Annotated in this window: 16 protein-coding genes and 1 tRNA gene; 6 read left to right on the forward strand and 11 right to left on the reverse strand. The window is 71.4% G+C overall.

Annotated features, from left to right (window positions below; all coding sequences use genetic code 11):
* Nucleotides 1-55: 55 nt before the first annotated feature.
* The 3 genes from ACLQ2S_RS06365 (at nucleotide 56) to ACLQ2S_RS06375 (ending at nucleotide 1,861) form a co-directional block, all read left to right on the forward strand.
* On the forward strand, nucleotides 56-559 hold the full coding sequence (locus ACLQ2S_RS06365; RefSeq protein WP_425701311.1) for a DinB family protein: 504 nt from the start codon (nucleotides 56-58) through the stop codon (nucleotides 557-559).
* A gap of 278 nt (nucleotides 560-837) precedes the next feature.
* Complete coding sequence (locus ACLQ2S_RS06370; protein WP_425701312.1) at nucleotides 838-1,272, forward strand: NADPH-dependent FMN reductase; 435 nt, start codon at nucleotides 838-840, stop codon at nucleotides 1,270-1,272.
* A complete protein-coding gene (locus ACLQ2S_RS06375; protein ID WP_425701313.1) occupies nucleotides 1,193-1,861 on the forward strand; it encodes an MFS transporter in 669 nt (222 codons plus the stop codon). Before ACLQ2S_RS06370 ends, ACLQ2S_RS06375 begins: the two co-directional genes overlap by 80 nt.
* A gap of 242 nt (nucleotides 1,862-2,103) precedes the next feature.
* Here the strand turns inward: ACLQ2S_RS06375 and ACLQ2S_RS06380 are convergent.
* Nucleotides 2,104-2,177 (reverse strand) — tRNA-Thr (locus ACLQ2S_RS06380).
* A 128-nt stretch (nucleotides 2,178-2,305) separates the two neighbouring features.
* Here ACLQ2S_RS06380 and ACLQ2S_RS06385 point away from each other — a divergent pair.
* Nucleotides 2,306-4,093 (forward strand): metallophosphoesterase family protein, encoded by a 1,788-nt coding sequence (locus ACLQ2S_RS06385; RefSeq protein ID WP_155217413.1) that lies wholly within the window; start codon nucleotides 2,306-2,308, stop codon nucleotides 4,091-4,093.
* A gap of 61 nt (nucleotides 4,094-4,154) precedes the next feature.
* On the opposite strand, the gene ACLQ2S_RS06390 is transcribed toward ACLQ2S_RS06385, so the two are convergent.
* From ACLQ2S_RS06390 to tmk, 6 genes are all read right to left on the reverse strand, one after another.
* Nucleotides 4,155-5,003, reverse strand: coding sequence for a PSP1 domain-containing protein (locus tag ACLQ2S_RS06390; protein ID WP_155217411.1), 849 nt, complete (start codon nucleotides 5,001-5,003; stop codon nucleotides 4,155-4,157).
* Between the two features lie 65 nt (nucleotides 5,004-5,068).
* The gene (locus ACLQ2S_RS06395; RefSeq protein ID WP_230462524.1) at nucleotides 5,069-5,767 is read right to left on the reverse strand and encodes a hypothetical protein; all 699 of its coding nucleotides are present in this window, start codon (nucleotides 5,765-5,767) and stop codon (nucleotides 5,069-5,071) included.
* Nucleotides 5,767-6,072, reverse strand: a complete 306-nt coding sequence (locus tag ACLQ2S_RS06400; protein WP_155217409.1) for a hypothetical protein — start codon at nucleotides 6,070-6,072, stop codon at nucleotides 5,767-5,769. Before ACLQ2S_RS06400 ends, ACLQ2S_RS06395 begins: the two co-directional genes overlap by 1 nt.
* A 1-nt stretch (nucleotide 6,073) precedes the next feature.
* On the reverse strand, nucleotides 6,074-6,403 hold the full coding sequence (locus tag ACLQ2S_RS06405; protein ID WP_155217407.1) for a YbaB/EbfC family nucleoid-associated protein: 330 nt from the start codon (nucleotides 6,401-6,403) through the stop codon (nucleotides 6,074-6,076).
* A gap of 152 nt (nucleotides 6,404-6,555) precedes the next feature.
* Nucleotides 6,556-7,770, reverse strand: coding sequence for a DNA polymerase III subunit delta' (locus tag ACLQ2S_RS06410; RefSeq protein WP_425701314.1), 1,215 nt, complete (start codon nucleotides 7,768-7,770; stop codon nucleotides 6,556-6,558).
* A complete protein-coding gene (tmk, locus tag ACLQ2S_RS06415; protein WP_309223190.1) occupies nucleotides 7,770-9,857 on the reverse strand; it encodes a dTMP kinase in 2,088 nt (695 codons plus the stop codon). The genes ACLQ2S_RS06410 and tmk overlap by 1 nt, the downstream gene beginning before the upstream one ends.
* Nucleotides 9,858-10,255: 398 nt before the next feature.
* On the opposite strand from tmk, the gene ACLQ2S_RS06420 reads away from it, so the two are divergent.
* The gene (locus tag ACLQ2S_RS06420) at nucleotides 10,256-11,464 is read left to right on the forward strand and encodes an amino acid deaminase/aldolase (protein ID WP_425701315.1); all 1,209 of its coding nucleotides are present in this window, start codon (nucleotides 10,256-10,258) and stop codon (nucleotides 11,462-11,464) included.
* 55 nt (nucleotides 11,465-11,519) lie between these two features.
* Here ACLQ2S_RS06420 and ACLQ2S_RS06425 read toward each other — a convergent pair whose 3' ends face one another.
* Entirely contained in the window at nucleotides 11,520-12,173 is a 654-nt protein-coding gene (locus tag ACLQ2S_RS06425) for a TetR family transcriptional regulator (protein WP_155217698.1), read from the reverse strand.
* Between the two features lie 225 nt (nucleotides 12,174-12,398).
* Between ACLQ2S_RS06425 and ACLQ2S_RS06430 the strand changes: the two genes are divergently transcribed.
* Nucleotides 12,399-13,715 (forward strand): D-arabinono-1,4-lactone oxidase, encoded by a 1,317-nt coding sequence (locus ACLQ2S_RS06430; RefSeq protein WP_155217403.1) that lies wholly within the window; start codon nucleotides 12,399-12,401, stop codon nucleotides 13,713-13,715.
* 59 nt (nucleotides 13,716-13,774) lie between these two features.
* Here ACLQ2S_RS06430 and topA read toward each other — a convergent pair whose 3' ends face one another.
* The 3 genes from topA to ACLQ2S_RS06445 form a co-directional block, all read right to left on the reverse strand.
* On the reverse strand, nucleotides 13,775-16,609 hold the full coding sequence (gene topA / locus ACLQ2S_RS06435) for a type I DNA topoisomerase (RefSeq protein WP_425701316.1): 2,835 nt from the start codon (nucleotides 16,607-16,609) through the stop codon (nucleotides 13,775-13,777).
* A gap of 302 nt (nucleotides 16,610-16,911) precedes the next feature.
* Nucleotides 16,912-17,676, reverse strand: coding sequence for a hypothetical protein (locus tag ACLQ2S_RS06440; protein WP_425701317.1), 765 nt, complete (start codon nucleotides 17,674-17,676; stop codon nucleotides 16,912-16,914).
* The gene (locus ACLQ2S_RS06445) at nucleotides 17,667-18,209 is read right to left on the reverse strand and encodes a hypothetical protein (protein WP_425701318.1); all 543 of its coding nucleotides are present in this window, start codon (nucleotides 18,207-18,209) and stop codon (nucleotides 17,667-17,669) included. Before ACLQ2S_RS06445 ends, ACLQ2S_RS06440 begins: the two co-directional genes overlap by 10 nt.
* Nucleotides 18,210-18,222 lie beyond the last annotated feature (13 nt).

The raw sequence follows: 18,222 nt of genomic DNA on the forward strand, positions 1-18,222 counted from the left end.
CTTCCCGGCGGCACAGACCCGGCAGGCGTGGCTCCCGTGAGCGTAGGGTTGGCGAGTGCCAGCTTCTGCGCCCCGGGGCGATCTTCGCCCGCCGAGCATCGAAGCCGACGAGAAAACCACCCTGGTCGCCTTTCTCGACTACCTGCGCGAGGCCGTGGTTGCCAAAGCGCTAGGTGTCGATGACCAGCATGCCCGCCGGGCCGGGGTCAAGTCCGGCACCAGCCTGCTCGGCATCGTCAAACACCTCACCGCTGTGGAACGCAACTGGTTCGTCTGGGCCTACCTCGGTGAGGGCGTGACCCTGGCAGACGACCAGGCACCACCGGACGCCGCGGAAACCGCAGCGGAACTCATAGCCGCCTATCGAGCCGCGGTGGCCCGATCCAACGAGATCGTGCGCGGTTGTCCGGACCTGTCCCGTCCGGGGACACGTTCCCTTCGCGAGACCGACCCGCCGACCATGCGTTGGGTGCTCGTGCACATGATCGAGGAGACGGCCCGGCACGCCGGCCACGCGGACATCCTTCGGGAACAGATCGACGGTTCCATCGGCCGCTGACAGCCCGTAACCGGACCCAGGTCGGAGGGGCGCAAACTTGTCTGGACTGATTTGTCGCAAGCTCGCAGCCGTGCCCGTAATAGACCTTGGCCGATTCTCACGGGGGAAGTGGCAGCCATGCGGCAGGAGCACAAGACCTTTCAGGCGATCGAGGTCGGCGACGGCGGCGACGGGCGGTGGGCCGCCTACGCTCGGGGCCTGTGGCAGGAGATGGAGGGCCTGCTGACCGAGGAAGGCCGGACTCCGGAGGGCGCGGATCGTGTTCGGGGCGCTGTTCCGTGCGCACATGCCGGAACTGGTCCCGGTTCTGGGCGCCGGGCGGCGGTCCCCGCTCAGCGATCGCCGACCGCATTGAGCGCGCCGACGGGTACGTCATCGCCACCCCCGAGTACAACCACAGCTACCCGGCCGGCTTGAAGCGGGCGATCGATTGGCACTACGGCGAGTGGATGTTCAAGGCGGCCACCGTGCTCTCGTACGGGGTGCACGGCGGCCTGCTGGCCACCGAGCATCTGCGCGGCGTCTTCGCCGATCTGCATGTGGTGACCACCCGGCGTGCCGTCGGCTTGCGTGCCCCGTGGAACGACATCGGCGACGACGGCTTCACCCCGCCGCCGGGCACGGGAGAAGCCTTTGACGAGGCGTTGCGCGAACTGGTCTGGTGGGCGGCGACGCTGCACACCGCCCGCCGCGACCGCCCGTTCCAGCACTGAGCGTCGGCGGGACGCTCCATTGCTCCTCGCTGCGTTCGTCGTCCGCGCCCTGCGCATCGATGCCCCACTGGTGCGGTTGCTGCGCCACCGACCTCTCGCCGCTGGCCTGGGCGTGCTGATGTTTTTCGGTGCCGCCTACTTCGGATCGATGTCGATCCTGCCGATCTACGTCCAGGGCGTCCGCGGCGACCCCGCAGCCCTGGCCGGCAGCATCACCATTCCGATGGCTCTCGCCGTCGGAGCGACTCTGCAGATCGCCACCCGACTGGTGGACCGAGTGCCACCAACACGCATCGTGTTCACCGGTGTGACATTGGGCCTGCTAGGAAGCGTTGCACTACTGATCACCACGACCAGCGGCGCTTCGTACCCGATGATCGCAGCCGCGGCGGCCGTTCTCGGCGTCGGTTCCGGTGCCACCCTGATGCCGTCCATGACCGTGGCCGTGCGCGACCTGGAGCACGAGGACACCCCCGCGGGCTCGCCGCGATGCTCGCCCTCGATCCACCCGCCCGCGCCGTGCTCGAAACCCAGCTTGCCGGAGCAGTCGGCGGTAGCTACGCCATCGCCGCAGTCCTCATGGCACTGAGCGCACTGGCGGCAGTCGTAGGACTCCGTAACAGAGCGCGGGCCGAAGACCCAGCCGAGGGGCCGAGATCGCCGGCCTGACGGGACGTCTCCCAAGCCAGCTATCCCACGCACACAGTCATCACCATGCATGATCGATGCGCGACGGGCCAGCGCGCGGGATGCGGACCGGCACTTCCGGCGACGGTGTCGTTGATCTCGGAAAATGGCGAAGCCCAGGTCGGTGACCTGGGCTTCGTGCCGAGCCGCCTGACGGAATCGAACCGTCGACCTACGCATTACGAGTGCGTCGCTCTAGCCGACTGAGCTAAGGCGGCAACGGTGGTCAAGTGTACGACACGCGCCGCTGCGTGGCCGAGCGGGATTGCCCCGACACGAACGGACCGGGACGCTCGGGTCGTTTCCGGGGTCGTCGGCTCATGCGGGCAGCACTACGCTGCGGCGAATGACCGACGATCACACCTCTCGCGACGAACCGGTCGATGTCGGGTCACCGGCGCGTGGCCGGGCGCAACCGCTGGGCCCGTACGCCGAGGAGGCCGCCGGAGGTCGGGCGGCCCGGCGGCCCCGCAGTACCGATCCGCTGGAGTTGGGCTTCACACCCCGCAAGCCGGTGCCGTGGCTCGCGCCGTTCCTGCTGATCAGCACCGGCCTGCGTACGCTGCTGGCAATGTTGTTCGGGGCGTACCTGGACAAGCGGGAGTTGCAGAAGGCGCTGGACGCGGAGATCTCCCGGCAGGTGGGGCCGGACGGCGGGCTCTGGCTCGACTACGTGGCCGACCTCGGTGACGGTTTCAACGCCACCTATTCCGTCGCGTACCTGCTCGCCCAGCGGGAGATCACGGTCGACGGGCACCGGCTGCCCCGGGCGCAGACCCTGGTGATGGGCGGCGACCAGGTGTACCCGTCGGCGGAGTACGCGGCGTACGAGGACCGGTGCAAAGGGCCGTACCAGGCGGCGCTGCCGGCCACCCCACCCGAGCAGCCGACGATCTTCGCGGTGCCCGGCAACCACGACTGGTACGACGGGCTGACCGCGTTCCTGCGCCTGTTCGTGCGTACCCGGGACCGGCACTTCGGCGGCTGGCGTACCGGCCAGTCCCGGTCGTACTTCGCCGCCGAGCTGCCGGCCGACTGGTGGTTGCTCGGGCTCGACGACCAGTCCGGCTCGTACGTCGACGACCCGCAGCTGACCTACTTCGACGCGGTGGCGAAGCGGCTCGGACCGCAGAGCCGGGTGATCCTGGCGGTGCCGGCTCCGGCCTGGGTGAAGGCCGTCGACCAGCCCAACGCGTACGACTCGATCGACTACTTCGTGCGGACCATCGTCGCGCCCACCGGCGCCCAGGTCCGGCTGCTGATCTCCGGCGATCTGCACCACTATGCGCGGTACACCGGACCGGACGGGCGGCAACTGGTGACCAGCGGGTGCGGCGGCGCCTACCTGTACCCGACGCACAAGTTGCCCGAGCGCATCGAGGTGCCGCCGCGCGACACCCTGGCGCGGCGGTCCAGCCCGTCCCGGGAGTACGAGTTGGCCGGACGCTACCCCGACGCCGCCCGCTCCCGCCGGTATGGCTGGGGGGTCTTCGCCTGGTTGCCGCGCCGCAACCCGGGTTTCTCCGCGTTGCTGGGCGTCCTGCAAACCCTGTTGATGCTCTCCATGGCCGGGGTGACCGACTTCCGGTCGGAAGCCTCCGAGCAGCGGCTGTTCAGCGTGCCGTTGGTGGCGATGGTGCTGGTGACGGTGCTCGCGGCGGCGATGTTCGCGAAGCCGCCCAGTTCCGGCGGCAAGCGGCAGGCCCGGCACTGGATCCTCGGCATCGGGCACGGGTTGGCGCACGTCGGGCTGGCCGCTCTCGGCACCTGGGTTTGGCTCACTCTGCCGTTCCACGGCTGGTCCTGGCCGCTGCCGGCGGTGGCGGCGGCAGTGCTCTACCTGCCGGTGATCGGGCTGGTGGCCAGCCAGTTGGTGGCCGGGTACCTGCTGGTCGCGAGCGCTTTCGGGGTCAACGTCAACGAGCTGTTCGCCGGGCAGGGCATCGAGGACGCCAAGGGGTTCGTCCGGATGCGTATCGATCCCGACGGGACACTGACCCTCTATCCGGTCGTCGTCGACCGGGTCTCCCGCGACTGGCGGGTCAATTCCGACCAGTCGCCCGAGTCCTCCTGGCTGGTCCCCGCCACCCCGCTGGTCCCCCGCCTGGCCGAACCTCCCATCACCGTCACCTGACCACGCCGCCGTGATCAAGAAGTCTGTGCCCTCGAACAGTTCGAGGGCACAGACTTTTTGATCAGCTCGATTTGGGGGTGTAGTGCTGGTCGTGCGCCTGGCGGGGGGCGCAGACGGAGGCACGGGAACAGGAGCAGCGGGAGCCGTCGGCGTCCAGGCGGACGGTCACCGCGTCTCTCGGGACGCTGTGGCCGACCACGCGGCCCTCCCCCTCGGGGGTGGTGACGCGGGTGCCGATCGCCGGGGCGGACTCGGTGAACTTGGCGTACAGCGGATGTTCGTACTTCAGGCAGCACATCAGCCGACCGCACGCGCCGGAGATCCGCAGCGGGTTGAGCGGTAGATCCTGGTCCTTGGCCATCCGGATGGTGACCGGCTCGAAGTCGGTCAGGAAGGTGGCGCAGCACAGATCGCGCCCGCAGGAGCCGATGCCGCCCTGCACCCGCGCGGAGTCGCGGGCCGACAGCTGCCGCAACTCGACCCGGCAGTGCAGGGTCGCGCCCAGGTCACGGACCAGGGAACGGAAGTCCACCCGGTGCGGGGCGGTGAAGTAGATGGTGCTGCGCTCACCACCACCCTCACCGTTGCCGAGCACGTGGTCGACCGCCACCACCTTCATCGGCAGGCCGTGCTCGCGGATCAGTCGTTTGGCCGCGACCTTCGCCTCGGCCTTGCGTCGCCGCAGCGCCTCGTCGCGGCGCAGGTCCTCCTCCTGCGCCAGCCCGGCCAGCCGGGGAAAGCCATCGGTCTCCTCGGTGACCCACTGCGCCGCCCACACGCACTCCGCCACCTCGGGGCCGTCGTCGGTGGGCACCAGCACCTTGTCGCCCACCTGCGGCCGGAGGTCGCCGGGGTCGAGATAGTAGAGGCGCCCGTACCGCTGGAAGCTGACCGCGCAGAGCATGCCCATTCCCTCACCCTACGTCGCGCGTGCCGGATCGCCGCCCGTACTCCGCCCGCGCCTGTGGGCGGACCTCACCAACCGACGCGGGTCGTCCGGCCACCCGCCGGGCCACCGGTGTCCGGGCGGAAGCGTCCACCACCCGGTCGCCACGGGGACTCGGCCAGACTCGGTGACCACTGCCGCAACAGGGTCTCCGCTCCGTCGTACGCGACGCAGAGCACCGCCAGCACCCGGGCGCCGATCTCGGCGGCGGCGTTCGCGCCCGCCCTGGACGGCCCGGCGTCCGGCGGCTGGCGTACCGAGGTGGCGGCAAGGACGGTGACCGCCTCGGCCGACCCGATCACCTCGGCCAGTGCCCGCGCGACGGCGAGCCGGCTGCCCTCCACCCAGTCGGCGAGCGCGTCGGCGTAGCCGGCGGTGGCCTCCAACCGCCCGACCAGGCTCTCGGGGCCTTCGTCCAGGTGGCGGGAGAGCGCCGCCCGGGACTGGCCGTACGCCATGGCGGCCGAACCGGACCAGAGCACCGGATCGGTCAACGCGGCGCAGGCGTGGTCGTAGCCGTGCACGTGCCGGCGCACCGCGTGCCCGGCGGTGGCCAACGGCCCCGGCCGTAGGTCGAGGAAGCCGCGCAGCGCGTCACCGGGCAGCACCTGCATCCGGCGCAGCAGGGGCCACACCCGGTGCCCCTCCGGAGCACCTGCCGCGAGCAGCGTGTCGACCCGCCCGAGCAGGTCGAGGCCGGGCTCGGCGAGCCGGTCGAGAGGATCCATCACGCCTCACCGACGAGCCGGCGGGACACGGCGGAGTCGGTGTCGGCGTAGCGGTCCGCCGCTTGGCGCAGCGCGGCGGCCACCGACGCCACCTGGACGGCGGCGGTGTGCGCCTCCCGGGCCCGGTCACCGGTCGCGGCCACCCACTGCCGGTGCAGTGCCCGACCCACCTCGCCCGGACGGCCCGGTGCGTCGGCGCCGAACGCCACCTGCGCCGGGTCGCTGGCGGTGACCGATCGGGAGAGCGCGGTCAGCGTGGCGCTCGCCTCGTCGAGGCGGCTGGCCAGGGCGCGAAGGCTGTCCATCTCAGGCCCCCGTCAGCGGTCGGTACGCGGTGAATGTCTCGTTGTGCAGCTTCTCCTTCGCCCACTCCGCGGCGTCGGCGGCGGCGGCCACCGCAGCCCGGACGGACGCGGCCACGTCTCGCGGGGCCCGGGTGTGCAGCGGGCCGAGGAACCGCACGTCGGTGATCCGGCCACCTGCGGTGACCACCACCTCGACCAGACCGTCCGGCGACCGGACGGTTACCTCGACCGTCGCCACGGCCTGGTCGAACTCGGCCTGGAGAGACTCGATACGGCGGTAGCGCCGGACCGCCTCCTCAATCCACGCCTCGTCGATCTCACCCCGCGGCATCGCCGGACTCCTCCCGGATTCATCACTGTGCGTGCCGCCACGGTCACCGCGGCACACCGGACCGTACCGCACGCGAATTGCGCCTGTCGATGGCTCTGGGCAACGGTCCGGCTACGGTCGCCGGGAGCGCCGGTGCCGCCGGTTGGTGGCGGTCAGCCCTTCCAGAGGGCGAGCATCATCGCCTCGACGGCGATCCGGGGCTTGACGTTGGACTCGATCGCGGCGCGACAGGCCAGCACCGCCTCCAGTCGGCGCAGCGCCCCCTCCGCCTGCCAGCTACGGGCACCGGCCTCGGCCACCTCGGCGGTATCGGCGTGTACCGGCGACACCGGCGCGCCCAGCGCGATGGCCAACGCGTCCCGGTAGAAGGCGGCGAGGTCCACCAGGGCCCGATCCAGCGCGTCCCGCTGCGCCCGGGTCGCCCGCGACTTCTGGCGTCGTTCCAGCTCCTTCAGCTGCCCGGCGACCCCCCGGGCGGCACCGGCCGCGCCCCGGCCGGTCCCACCGGCACCGAGCGCCGTCTCCAGCGCGGCGCGCTCCGCGGCGTCGACCTCCGCGACCGACGCCTCGGCCTCCGCCTCGGCGGCCTCGATCAGCGCGGACGCCGCGTCGAAGGCGGCACCCACCCCGGTGAGCCGACGCGGCACCGCGAGCACCGCCTCCCGGCGGGCCCGCGCCTGCGGGTCGCGGGCCAACCGTCGGGCCCGCCCCACATGGCCCTGCGTGGCGGCGGCCGTCCAGCGGGCCACGTCGGGGGCGATCCCGTCCCGACGGACGAGCACCTCGGCCACCGCCTCGGCGGCCGGCTGACGCAGCGGCACCACCCGACACCGCGACCGGATGGTGACCGAGATGTCGTCCGGGTGGGTGGACGGCGCGCAGAGCAGGAAGACGGTCCGCGGCGGCGGCTCCTCCACCGCTTTGAGCAGCGCGTTGCTGGCCGCCTCGGTCAACCGGTCGGCGTCGGTGACGATGACGACCTGCCAGCGCCCGCCGGACGGGGTACTGGCCGCGCGAAGCACCAGCGCCCGCATCTCGTTCACCCCGATGGAGAGCCCCTCGGGCACCACCAAACGGACATCGGCATGGGTTCCGGCGAGGGTGGTGTGGCAGCCGGGACACTCGCCGCACCCGGTGCCGTGTACGCACTGGAGGGCGGCGGCGAAGGCCCGTGCCGCGACCGATCGGCCCGAGCCGGGCGGGCCGGTGAAGATCCAGGCGTGGGTCATCCCCCCGCCCGGGTCGACACCTGCGGGCACCTCGGCCTCACCGGCGGTACGCAGCACGGCCGCCGCAGCGGCGGCGGCCCGGCGCAACGTCTCCACCGCCTCGTCCTGCCCGACCAGGTCGGCAAAGGCGTCCGGCATCAGGTCCGCTCCGTCGTCACCAGCTCCGACGGGGATAACTCAGGCTGCACCGAGGTGTCCGGCCCCTGTGCCGGACCCGGGTGGTCGATCCCGTCGGGGCTGCCGAGCAGCTCGTCGACCCGGCGGGCGACCCGCTCGGCGATCTCCTCGACCGGGCGGGCGGCGTCCAGCACCAGGTAACGCTTCGGATCGGCGGCGGCGAGGTCGAGGAAGGCGTAGCGGACCCGCTCGTGGAAGGCGACCGACTCGCCCTCCAGACGGTCGGCGCTCGCCGCGCGGGCGGCGACCCGGGACAGCCCGGTACGCGGATCGACGTCCAGCAGCACCACCAGGTCGGGCTTGAGCCCGCCGGTGGCCCAGGACGAGAGCCAGGACACCTCGTCGACCGGAAGTGTCCGACCGGCACCCTGGTACGCCAGGGACGAGTCGACGTACCGGTCGCTGACCACCACCGCGCCCCGGGTCAGGGCGGGCCTGACCACGGTGGCCACGTGATGCGCCCGGTCGGCGGCGTAGAGCAGCGCCTCGGCGCGCGGGGACGGTGCCTCGTCCGGCGTGGTGTCCAGCACCAGCGACCGGATCCGGGCACCGACGCCGGTGGCGCCCGGCTCCCGGGTGACCACCACGTCGCGCCCCTGGCTCTTCAGCCGCTCGGCCAGTTCGCGGAGCTGGGTCGACTTGCCGGCACCCTCGCCACCCTCGAAGACCACGAAGAGTCCGGCCGAGACGAACGGCTCGGCCGGCATCAGCGGACGGCCCCGGATCGACCCCCACAGGTCGGCCAGGACCGGGACGCCCTTCTTGTCGTCCATCTGCCCGAAGGCGCTGATCCCGGCGAAGATCCCGGCCGCACCGGCGGCGAGCAGCAGCAGACGCGTGGAGGAGATGGAGATGCCCAGGTCGGCGATGTTGAGCGTGCGGGAGCCACCGACACCGGCCAGCAGGCTGCCGAGCGCGATCGCCAGGATCAGCACGAGCCGGGTGCCGATCTGCACCACGGCGAAGACCCGGCCGCGTACCTCGTCGGCGACCTCGCCGCCGAGCAGGGTGGTGCCGGAGAGGAAGGCCATCCCGGCCCCCGCGCCGACGAAGACCGCACCGACCAGCGCCATGGACAGGTGGATGGCGAAGGCCAGCGTCATCACCGAGGCGCTGGCCAGCACGATGCTCATGCCGAACCAACGACGTCGGGACATGTCCCGCACGATCATCGGGCCGAGCCCGATGCCGATCGCCAGACCGATGAAGATCGCGCCGAACAGCAGGTAGAAGGCGGCGTCACCGGCGCCGAGCGAGTCGGCGAAGAACCGGGCGGTGCCGATGACGATGCCGCCTCCGGCGAAGGCGCCGAGGATGCCGAGGACCAGTCCGCGCACCAGCGGGGTCTGTCCGATGAACCGCCAGCCCTCGGTGAACTGGCGCATCATGCTCTGCTCGGTGCGTTCCCGTTCGTCGGTCTGCCCCTGGCTGATCTCCTTGATGCCGAAGGCCACCACGACGGCGGTGGCGAGCCGGGAGAAGGCGTTGAACCAGAGCGCGAGTTGGGCCGGCTGGGCCCAGTCCGGCATCTCGCCGCCGGTGGCGCCCCGGATGATGCCGTCGAGCGAGGAGAGCACGATCGCGGCGAAGACCGGGGTCAGGCCGTACGTGGTGATCAGGGTGAGCTGGTTGGCCGTCTCCAGGCGCGCCCGTGGGATGAGGTTCGGTACGGCCGCTTCCTTGGCCGGGATCCAGAGCAGGGTGACCGTCTCGATCAGGAAGGTGGCGATGGCCGCCCAGCTGACCACCCGCGCGCCGCTGGCCCCGGTCAACGCGTACAGCGGGATCGAGGCGAACAGCACGAACCGCAGCACATCGCAGATGACCATCGTCCAGCGCCGGTCGAACCGGTCGGCGAGGACTCCGGCGACCGGGCCGAGCAGCAGGGCCGGGAGCAGTCGGATGGCGATCACGCCACCGAAGGCCGCGCCCTTGGCGGTGCTCCCCTCCACCTGGGCGGCGGCGAAGACGCTGGTGGCGAGCAGGCCGAGCCAGTCGCCGAAGGAGGCCGCGCCGAGCACGATCCAGAGCCGGCGGAACGGGCGGATACGCAGGACCGAGCGGATCGCACCGTATCCGCTTAGGTCGGGTTGCCCGCCGGAGCCACCTGGTGGACCCTGCGTGCCGGGCTGCTTGCGGGCGCCCTCGGGCTGGCCGGTCGCGTCGCGTCCGGCGGCGGGCTGTCCGGCCGCAGCTGTGCCGGCAGGCTGGTGGGCGGACGGCGACACGCCGGGCGACTCGCCGTTGAACTCGCTTTCGATGGCCGTACCTCCACGTGCCGGCCCATCGCTGGGCACCCCCGGTGGAACACTCTAGACCCGGTAGGGACGTCCTTCCGTCCTACACCGCCTGTTCGCCGAGCCTAGGCGGCCGAGGCCAGCCCGAGCCCAGGCGACACAGACGCGAGGGTATTTCGCATTAACCGTTTCACAGTTAGCGTGCACACGTGGCCACCCACAGCGAGAATCTGCGCCACCGGCTGGACCGGGCAACCGCGCACCTCGATCCGCCGTACGCGGTGGTCGACCTCGACGCCTTCGACACCAATGCCGCCGCGCTCGTCGACCGGGCCGGCGGCAAGCCGTTGCGGGTCGCCAGTAAGTCGGTGCGCAGCCGCGACCTGATCGCCCGCGCGCTGGCCCGGCCGGGCTGGCACGGGGTGATGGCATTCACCCTGCCCGAGGCGATCTGGCTGGTCCGCAGTGGGATCACCACCGACGTGCTGGTGGCCTACCCCACGGTCGACCGAGGCGCGCTTGCCGACCTGGGGGCCGATCCGGCGCTCGCCACCGCGATCACCCTGATGGTCGACGACACCGATCAACTGGACTTCTGCGACACGGTGTCGCCTTCCGGACGCCGGTCCGAGCTGCGAATCTGCCTCGATCTGGACGCCTCGTGGCGGCTACTCGGCGGGCGGGTGCACGTCGGCGTACGCCGTTCACCCGTGCACAGCGCCCGGGAGGCCGGGCGACTGGCCGCCACGATCGCCCGCCGACCGGGCTTCCGGCTGGTCGGGCTGATGTCGTACGAAGCGCAGATCGCCGGTTTGGGTGACGCGCCGCCTGGGCGGGCGGTGCTCGGCGGGGCGATCCGGCTGGCCCAGCGCGGTTCCTACCGCGAGTTGCTGACCCGCCGGAGCGCGGCGGTGGCCGCCGTACGCGAGCACGCCGACCTGGAGTTCGTCAACGGCGGCGGCACCGGCAGCGTGGCCGCGACCGGTGCCGATCCCGCGGTGACCGAGATCACCGCGGGATCGGGCCTGTACGGTCCGACGCTGTTCGACGCGTACCGCGCCTGGCGGCCCACCCCGGCGGCCTTCTTCGCCTGCGGGGTGGTCCGACGCCCGACACCCGACCTGGCCACCGTGCTCGGTGGCGGCTGGATCGCCTCCGGCTCGGCCGACCGCAGCCGACTGCCCCGGCCGTGGCTGCCCGCCGGGCTCAGCCTGCTCGACGTCGAAGGTGCCGGCGAGGTGCAGACCCCGCTTACCGGCTCGCCCGCTGCCCACCTGCGCATCGGTGACCGCGTCTGGTTCCGGCACGCGAAGTCGGGCGAGCTGTGTGAACGGGTGAACGAGCTGCACCTGGTGGAGGGCGACGAGGTGGTGGCCACCGTGCCGACCTACCGGGGCGAGGGCCGAGCCTTCCTCTGACCGAACGGCCGCCCGACACCCGTCGGGGTCGGTCCTACCGATCTAAAGTGCCCGGTCAGGCCGGCTGGGCCTCCGGCTGCGCCGGCTCGGCGTCGGCGACGATTTTGTCGTCGGCCGGCTTCGCGGGCTGCACCACCGGCCGACGGCCGGCGTCCCCCCTCGCGTTGACCTGCCGGTGCAGGTACTCCCGGATGAGCGCCTTCGCCTCGGTCAGCACCCGGTCGTCGCCGTCCGGCTTCCGCCGGAAGGCCAGCTTGATCAGGGCGTCGGCCGCCTCCACCGCGATCTCCAGGTGGAATCGCAGGTCCGGCACGTCGGCCAGCCCGAACCGCTCGGTGAGCACCCGGGCCAGCTGGTCGGCGATCACCCCGTTGTTGTCCCGCTGCTCATCGAGCAGATGCAGGTCGACCACGTCGCCGAAGTGCAGGGTACGGAACCCGGGAACGGTGCGGTGCATCGTGATGTATTCATCGATCCCCGCGTCGACTCCGTCCCACCAGTGGGTCAGGTCGTCCGAGGCGAAGCGTTCGTCGAGCCGCTGGAGATAGGACTCCATCGTGCGCAGCGTGAGCGCCTGCACGATCGCCCGCTTGTCCGGAAAGAACTGGTAGACCGACCCGATCGCCACCTCGGCCCGCTCGGCGAGCAGGGTGGTGGTCAGCCCCTCGTACCCCACCTCGTCGACGAGTTCGGCGCAGGCGTCCAGCATCCGCTGGACCCGCGCGACACTACGACCCTGCACTGGTACTCGGCGCAGTGGCCCGGTCGTGGCGGCTGAAGTGGACACTCGCCACCCCCTCTCGACGGATGAACATATCTGCACGTCACGAGTCCGTGACTACCGGTACAACGAGCGGACCTCGATTGCGGTGTTTACCAGGGACAACGTTCCTGATATGAATTCGGTTCATATTCATCTCCAGGGAGTCGGACCATGGTCGAGAGCACCGCCACCGAGACCGCCGCCTGGTCCAACTGGGCGGGCAACCAACGCGGCGTAGCCACCGCCGTACTCCGGCCGTCCTCGGTCGACGAGGCCGTCGCACAGATCCGCCGGGCCACCGAGACCGGTGCGCGGATCCGCCCGGTCGGCAGTGGTCACTCCTTCACACCCGTCGCGGTCAGCGACGGACAGCGGATGGACCTGACCCGACTCGCCATCGACGTACGCGTAGACGTCGATCGACGCCTCGTCACCGTACCGGCCGCGATGACGTTACGGGGGGTGAACGCGCTACTCGCCCAACACCGGCTGGCCCTGCCCAACCTCGGTGACATCGACGCGCAGACCGTGGCCGGGGCCATCTCCACCGGTACCCACGGCACCGGCGCGGCCTACGGCGGTCTGGCCACCTTCGTCGAGGCGCTGACCCTGGTCACCGGCACCGGCGAGGTGCTGCGCTGCTCCGCCGAGGAGCATCCGGAGGTGTTCGACGCCGCCCGCGTCTCCCTCGGCGCGCTCGGCGTCCTGGTCGAGGTGACCCTGCGCTGTGTGGACGCCTTCGTCCTACTGGCGCACGAACGCCCGGCATCGCTGGACGCCGTGCTCGCGCAACTGCCCGACCTGGTCGCCGCCCACGACCACCTGGAGTTCTTCTGGTTCCCCTACACCAGCCGCGTGCAGCTCAAGACGAACGACCGAGTAGCGGTCGACGACCGCCCACTGTCCCGCTGGCGCAGCTGGCTGGACGACGACTTCCTGGCCAACACCGTCTTCGCCGGGGCCTGTCGGCTCGGTCGTGCCGCGCCGGGCCTGGCACCCGGCATCAGCGCGATCTCCGCGCGGGCGCTCACCGAACGGCGCTACACCGGTCGCTCCGACGCGGTCTTCTGCACCCCGCGCCGGGTCCGCTTCCTGGAGATGGAGTACGCGCTGCCCCGCGAGGCCCTGCCCGAAGCGCTGGACGCGGTGCGTCGGATCATCGACGGGCTGCCGTTCAAGGTGCTCTTCCCGGTCGAGGTGCGCTTCGCCGCCGGTGACCCGATCTGGCTGTCCCACTCCCACGGCCGCGACTCGGCATACGTCGCCCTGCACCAGTACGTCGGCATGCCCTACGAGCCGTACTTCCGGGCCTTCGAGGAGGTGGCGACCGGGCTGGGTGGCCGACCGCACTGGGGCAAGCTGCACTGGCGTGACGCCGCCTCGCTCGCCCCCGCCTATCCGCGCTGGGCTGATTTCCAGGCCGTCCGCGCCCGCCTCGACCCCCACCGCATCTTCACCAGCCCGCACCTCACCGCCGTCCTCGGCTGACCCGAGAACGTCCCGGCCCGAGAACGCCCCTCCTGGGGCGGTTTCGGGCTTCGGCGACGTCAGTCGGCGGTGCGGGTGGCCTTGGTCGCCTTGGCGGCCTTGGCGGCGGTCGCCTTCGTCGCCTTCGCGGCCGTGGACTTGGTCGCCTTGGTGGCGGTGGACTTAGCGGCCTTCGCGGCGGTGGCCTTGGTGGCCTTGGTGGCCTTCTTGGCCGGGGCCTTCTTGGCGGCGGCCTTCTTCTTCGGGGCCGGGCCCTTCGCCCGCTTCTCGGCGAGCATCTCGGAGGCTTCCTCGATGCTCAACGCCTCGGGCGTCTGCCCGCGCCGCAACGAGGCGTTGGTCTCCCCGTCGGTGACGTACGGGCCGAACCGGCCGTCCTTGATGACCAGCGGCTTCTCGGTCAGCGGGTCGACACCCATCTCCCGCAGCGGCGGAGCAGCCGCCCGACGCTGGCGGGTCTTCGGCGCGGCCAGCAGCGCCAACGCCTCGTCCAGCGTGATGGTGAACATCTTCTCTTCCGAGTCCAGCGAGCGGAACTCGTCACCACGCTTGACGTACGGGCCGTAGCGGCCGTTGTTGGCGTAGACCTCCGCGCCGTTCGGGTCGACCCCGATCAACCGGGGCAGGCTGAGCAGCTTGAGCGCCTCGTCGAGGGTGAGCGAATCCGGCGACTGCGAACGCAGCAGCGACGACTTGCGCTCCCCACTGGCCACGTACGGCCCGAACCGGCCGGATTTGAGCACGATCGGCTCCCCGGTCGACGGGTCGTCACCCAGCTTGCGTTCGCCCCCGCCGCCGAGGAACAGCTCGTGCACCTTCTCCGGGGTCAGCTCGTCCGGCGCCAACCCTTCCGGGATCGGTGCCCGGTCACCCGGGCTGGCGCCCTCCTCGCCCTCCGCCGCGGGTGCCTGCTCCTCACCCGGCACCCGGCGCTGCAGGTACGGCCCGTAGCGGCCGACCCGCACCACCACCTCACGCCCCTCGTCGTCGGTGAACAGCGGGATGGAGTTGACGCTGCGCGCGTCGATGTCGCTGAGGTTCTCGGTGACCAGCTTCTTCAGCCCGCCGGAACGGGCGATGTCCTGGTCACCGGCACCGTTGGTGGTGCCGAAGTAGAACGCGGTGAGGAAGTCGACGGCGGCGTGGTCGCCACCGGCGATCTCGTCCAGCTCGTTCTCCATGCTCGCGGTGAAGTCGTAGTCGATCAGGCGCGGGTAGTGCCGTTCCATCAGCCCGATCACCGCGAAGGCCAGGAACGACGGGATCATCGCCTGACCGCGCTTGAAGACGTACCCCCGGTCCTGGATCGTCTGCATGATCGACGCGTACGTCGAGGGACGGCCGATGCCCAACTCCTCCAGGGCCTTGACCAGCGACGCCTCCGTGTAGCGGGCCGGCGGCTGGGTGTGGTGCCCCTGCGCGGCCAGTTCCTCGGCGGTCAGCGGCTGGTCCTTGACCAGGTTCGGCAGCCGACGTTCGGCATCCTCGGCCTCGGCGTTCTCGTCGTCGCTGGACTCGACGTACGCCCGCAGGAAGCCCGGGTCGGTGATGGTCTTGCCGGTGGCGCCGAAGTCCGCCTCCTCGCCACCGGAGGTGGTCGCCCGGATGCGGACCGAGACGCTGGAGCCGACCGCGTCGGTCATCTGCGAGGCGATGGTGCGCCGCCAGATCAGCTCGTAGAGCTTGAACTCCTCGGCCGACAGCTCCTTGGCCACGTCACCGGGGGTGCGGAAGTTGTCCCCGGCCGGGCGGATCGCCTCGTGCGCCTCCTGCGCGTTCTTCACCTTGCCGGTGTAGCGGCGCGGCTCCGGCGGCACGCTGCGCTCGCCGTACAGCTCGACGATCTGCCGACGGGCCGCCGCGATGGCGGTCTCCGACAGGTTCACCGAGTCGGTACGCATATAGGTGATGTAGCCGTTCTCGTAGAGCCGCTGCGCGGTACGCATCGTCTGCTGCGACGAGAACCGCAGCTTCCGGGCCGCCTCCTGCTGGAGGGTGGAGGTGATGAAGGGGGCGTACGGGCGGCGTCGGTAGGGCTTCTCCTCGACCCGGGTGACGGTGAACGGCCGCCCCGCCAACCGGGCGGCGAGCCCTCGGGCCCCGCCCTCGTCGAGGTGGACCACACCGGCGCCGGGCTTGACCCGACCGGTGGTCGGCTCGAAGTCCTTGCCGGTGGCGATCCGGTCACCGTTGAGCGCCACCAGGGTGGCGTTGAAGCTGCGTGGCCCCTTGCCCGGGTTGGTCACCGCGAGGGTGGCCAGGATGTCCCAGTACTCGGCGGTGCGGAAGGCCATCCGCTGCCGCTCCCGCTCGACCACGATCCGGGTGGCCACGGACTGCACCCGGCCCGCCGAGAGTTTCGGCATGACCTTCTTCCACAGCACCGGGGAGACCTCGTAGCCGTACAGCCGGTCGAGGATGCGCCGGGCCTCCTGGGCATCCACCAGATCCCGGTCGATCTCCCGTGGGTTGGCCACCGCCGCCTGGATGGCCGGCTTGGTGATCTCGTGGAAGACCATCCGCCGGACCGGCACCTTGGGCTTGAGCGTCTCCACCAGGTGCCAGGCGATCGCCTCGCCCTCGCGGTCCTCATCCGTGGCCAGGAAGATCTCGTCGACCTCCTTGGCCAGCTTGGTCAGCTTGTTGATCTGCTGCTTGCGGTCGGGGGAGACGACATAGAGGGCGTGGAAGCCGTTGTCCACGTCGACGCCGAGTCGGGCCCACGGTTCGCCCTTGTACTTCGCGGGCACGTCGGCGGCGTTGCGGGGCAGGTCACGCACGTGCCCGAAGCTGGCTTCCACGACGTACCCCGGGCCGAGGTAGCCCGAGATCGTCTTGGCCTTCGCCGGAGACTCGACGATGACCAGACGGGTGGTTGCAGCGTTACTCGGCACGTCTGTTTCGACCTCATTCCCACTCAATGGCCGCGCCTGGCCGGCTTGGGGCGCACTCGACCCACCGGTTCCCGGCGGTCCAGATGTCCAACGTAACGCGCCGTCCGTGTTTCTAGTTTCGCGGGCGGCGATCCGCCCGGGACGATCCGTGGTCACGCCGGACGGCGTCACCGTACACCCTGGGTAGGGTGTCGAGCGGGCCGCTGTGACCATGGCAGCCCCTCGGTGGAGGTCAAACCCGGCCGATTCTCCCGGTGTTCCCCGACATCCGGCTGTCTCCGATCGGACAGCCCCGCCTGCGGTCAGATCCGGCTCGGCCAGGCCGTGGGCGGGCTCGTCGGCGGGCGCTCGCCGACCAGTTCGGCCAGCCGCCGCGTCCAGCGACGGCCCGCGATCCGGTACGCGGGACCACCCGGTCCCGCCTCGGTCAGCTCACCGGTCAGCCCGGCCGCGGCCAGGGCGGCACCGACCACCGCCCACCGCTGTGGATCGCTGCCACCGAGCTGGAGCAGGAAATCGGGCGGATCGGCCACACCGGCCGCAGCGAGCCAGAGGCGCAGCCGCCGACCGTCGAGCTGGAATCCCGGCGGGGGCTGCTGCGTCGGGCCGCGCAGCCAGGCCGCCGCGAGCGGCACCAACGACCGGGTGTACGCGGTCCGCACCAGGTAACCGTCGTCCTCGGTGGGTGCCCAGGTGCTCCGGACACCCCGCTGGGCCAGCTCACCGATGAGCACGTGGACCCGCCACGCCGCCGCCACCCGCACCGACAACCGGGCCGTGCCGCCCATCCGGTGCACCTCACCCGGGCCGGCGAGCAGCCCGGCGAGATCGGCCACCGACGGTTCCCCGGTCTCCGCGCCGAAGAAGACCAGTTGCCGTTCGGTGCCGGTCGCGTCGGGCGGTGGCGGCGGGTCGTCCCGGTGGTCGTCGGGCGGCGGGCTCACCGGGGCGGATCGGCGGCCGGGCATCCGGCGGCGGCGCGACCCCGACGGCGCCTCGACGGGCGGCGGGAAAGACACCGGCAGCGGTTGCGCCGCCGGTGTCTCACCGGAACCGCTCAACGGCATTCGGGTACCTCGTCGAAGGCACGCTTCAGCTCCTCCGAGTCCAGCCGGCTGGTGTCCAACGCGCTCGCGTCGTACTCCCGTTGGAGGACCTCCACCGCGTCCTGGACGCCTTCGTAGAAGGTGCTGGCCTCTCCGGTACCCAGACCGTCGATGGTGCTCCGGGCCCGGCCGTAGGCGTCCCGCATCGACGCGAGCGAGGCGCTGAATCCGGCGGAGACCTCCTCGCCGTGCTCGACCTCGGGCACCCCGGCCTGCTCCACCTTGCGTCGGGCGGTCTCGCTGGCCTGCTCCGCGCCGCCGAAGAGTCGCACCAGGTTCTCCTTGGCCTGTGCCGGCGTGGTCTGCGCGGTCATCTGCTGGTCGGTGCTACTGGTCAATTTGCTGATCTCGGCGCGCCAGGGGGTGAGCGCCGAGCAGACCGAGGCGGCCCAGGCCCGTGGACTGGGACCGCTGGAGCTGCACGCGGTCAGCAGCAACAGCGTGGCCAGGACCACCGTGAACTTTCCGGCGGCTGCCGCCCGGCACGTACGCATGCGTTGCAGCGTA

It is taken from the genome of Micromonospora sp. DT48 (assembly GCF_049844495.1).
Taxonomy (GTDB): Bacteria; Actinomycetota; Actinomycetes; order Mycobacteriales; family Micromonosporaceae; genus Micromonospora.

What these genes read in the sequence shown, in the direction of transcription:
- ACLQ2S_RS06385 (WP_155217413.1), top strand. Translation starts at nt 2,306, where the DNA reads ATGACCGACGATCACACCTCTCGCGACGAACCGGTCGATGTCGGGTCA.
- ACLQ2S_RS06390 (WP_155217411.1), bottom strand. Translation starts at nt 5,003, where the DNA reads ATGGGCATGCTCTGCGCGGTCAGCTTCCAGCGGTACGGGCGCCTCTAC.
- ACLQ2S_RS06395 (WP_230462524.1), bottom strand. Translation starts at nt 5,767, where the DNA reads ATGGATCCTCTCGACCGGCTCGCCGAGCCCGGCCTCGACCTGCTCGGG.
- ACLQ2S_RS06400 (WP_155217409.1), bottom strand. Translation starts at nt 6,072, where the DNA reads ATGGACAGCCTTCGCGCCCTGGCCAGCCGCCTCGACGAGGCGAGCGCC.
- ACLQ2S_RS06405 (WP_155217407.1), bottom strand. Translation starts at nt 6,403, where the DNA reads ATGCCGCGGGGTGAGATCGACGAGGCGTGGATTGAGGAGGCGGTCCGG.
- ACLQ2S_RS06410 (WP_425701314.1), bottom strand. Translation starts at nt 7,770, where the DNA reads ATGCCGGACGCCTTTGCCGACCTGGTCGGGCAGGACGAGGCGGTGGAG.
- ACLQ2S_RS06425 (WP_155217698.1), bottom strand. Translation starts at nt 12,173, where the DNA reads ATGCTGGACGCCTGCGCCGAACTCGTCGACGAGGTGGGGTACGAGGGG.
- ACLQ2S_RS06430 (WP_155217403.1), top strand. Translation starts at nt 12,399, where the DNA reads ATGGTCGAGAGCACCGCCACCGAGACCGCCGCCTGGTCCAACTGGGCG.
- ACLQ2S_RS06440 (WP_425701317.1), bottom strand. Translation starts at nt 17,676, where the DNA reads ATGCCGTTGAGCGGTTCCGGTGAGACACCGGCGGCGCAACCGCTGCCG.
- ACLQ2S_RS06445 (WP_425701318.1), bottom strand. Translation starts at nt 18,209, where the DNA reads ATGCGTACGTGCCGGGCGGCAGCCGCCGGAAAGTTCACGGTGGTCCTG.